3 protein-coding genes are annotated in these 1,449 nt (G+C 63.1%); 1 reads left to right on the top strand and 2 read right to left on the bottom strand.

Annotation, left to right across the window (positions count from 1 at the left end; all coding sequences use genetic code 11):
• On the bottom strand, window positions 1–324 hold a 324-nt coding region (locus ABT116_RS45935; protein ID WP_351647129.1), incomplete at its 3' end, for a helix-turn-helix transcriptional regulator.
• Between the two features lie 64 nt (window positions 325–388).
• Between ABT116_RS45935 and ABT116_RS45930 the strand changes: the two genes are divergently transcribed.
• The gene (locus tag ABT116_RS45930; RefSeq protein WP_351647127.1) at window positions 389–853 is read left to right on the top strand and encodes a pyridoxamine 5'-phosphate oxidase family protein; all 465 of its coding nucleotides are present in this window, start codon (window positions 389–391) and stop codon (window positions 851–853) included.
• On the opposite strand, the gene ABT116_RS45925 is transcribed toward ABT116_RS45930, so the two are convergent.
• The coding region (locus ABT116_RS45925; RefSeq protein WP_351647125.1) for a cation diffusion facilitator family transporter at window positions 843–1,449 on the bottom strand (607 nt) is incomplete at its 5' end. The genes ABT116_RS45930 and ABT116_RS45925 overlap by 11 nt on opposite strands.

Raw genomic sequence — 1,449 nt, 5'->3', positions numbered from 1 at the left:
GGTGCGGAGTAATTTGGCCCCTGCCGAACCGACGGCGTCGGATCGCCCGAGGTCCGCAGCGATGGACGGTACGCCCAACAGCATGAGTGCCGACGTCTCGTCGTCCGTCATGCCGGACAGCTTGGACTGCCAACCGTCGAGCAGATGGATGCCGCCGCCGGGACCGCTCTCGGTCCAGATCGGCACGCCGGCAGCCGACAACGAGGCCACGTCGCGGTAGATCGTCCGCACCGATACACCGAACTCGTCGGCCAATTGATCTGCGACGACGCCAGGGCTGCCCTGCAAACGCAACATGAGTTGGAGGAGCCGCGCAGATCTCATGGTGCGAACATTACCGAGAATCACTGACAGAAGTTGTCAGGAATAGGGGTGCACAATGACCGTCATGGTCACCTGGAAGCAATTCTCCGAAGAAGTTCCCACCCTTGCCGACGCGGTTCAAGCGCGATTCAAAGCCCACAAGCATCACGTCCTCGCAACGCTGCGCAAGGACGGCTCCCCGCGGGTCAGCGGCACCGAAGTCGAAATCCTCGACGGACGGTTGGTGCTCGGTTCGATGTTCGGCGCTCTCAAGGCGAAGGACCTCGTCCGTGACGGGCGCTACGCCCTCCACAGCAATCCCGGCGAGCACACGATGGAAGGCGGCGATGCGAAGATCGCCGGAATTGCACGCGAGGTGACCGGCGACGAGTTCGAAGCCGTTCTGGAAAGCTACACCTACGAGGTTCCGAAACCCCTGCACCTCTTTGTCCTCGATATCGACGAGGTGGTGCACACGACTGTCGACGACGAACACATGTATGTCGACCTCTGGAAGCCGGGCAAGGAGATCACCCGCTTCACCAAGTGACGTTCTTCTCGCAATGCTCGCCGTTGGCACACGATTCCACCTGGACAGTGGCGTGGGAAAGACCGTGACTTTCGAGGACGGTGCGCGCGGATTCCAGAACGTTCGACGAATTCGCGTCACTGGTCAGGTGGACCGTCGCGACATCCATCCCGGTAGTGAGCGTCCAGACGTGCAGGTCGTGGACACCCATCACGCTCGGCAGTGCGGCCAGGTCGGCCTCGACCGCTTCGACGTCGATGTCGGCCGGCGACGCCTGCGTCAGAATGCGCAGCGATGCTGCAGCCAGTTTGATCGCACGCGGCACCACCCACAGCGAGATGAGAACACCGACGACGACGTCCGCCCACGTCCAGTTGAACACCAGGACAAGGCCACCGGCGATCAGAACGCCGACGCTACCGACCGCGTCGGCAAGCACTTCGAGGTACGCGCCACGCACCGCGAGGCTGTCCTTGGAATCGCCGCGCAGCATCAGCATCACGACGATGTTCGCGGCCAGGCCGTCGACCGAGGCCAGGGCCTGGTAGACGCGGTCACCGAGACCGCCTGCGCCGATGACGGCCGCGATGACGGCCATGGACAGCGCCATCATGATC

This window comes from Streptomyces sp. NPDC002130, assembly GCF_040296465.1.
Classification (GTDB): domain Bacteria; phylum Actinomycetota; class Actinomycetes; order Streptomycetales; family Streptomycetaceae; genus Streptomyces.
Note: the sequence above shows the minus strand (reverse complement) of the source record. Positions and strands in the feature narration are given on the sequence as shown.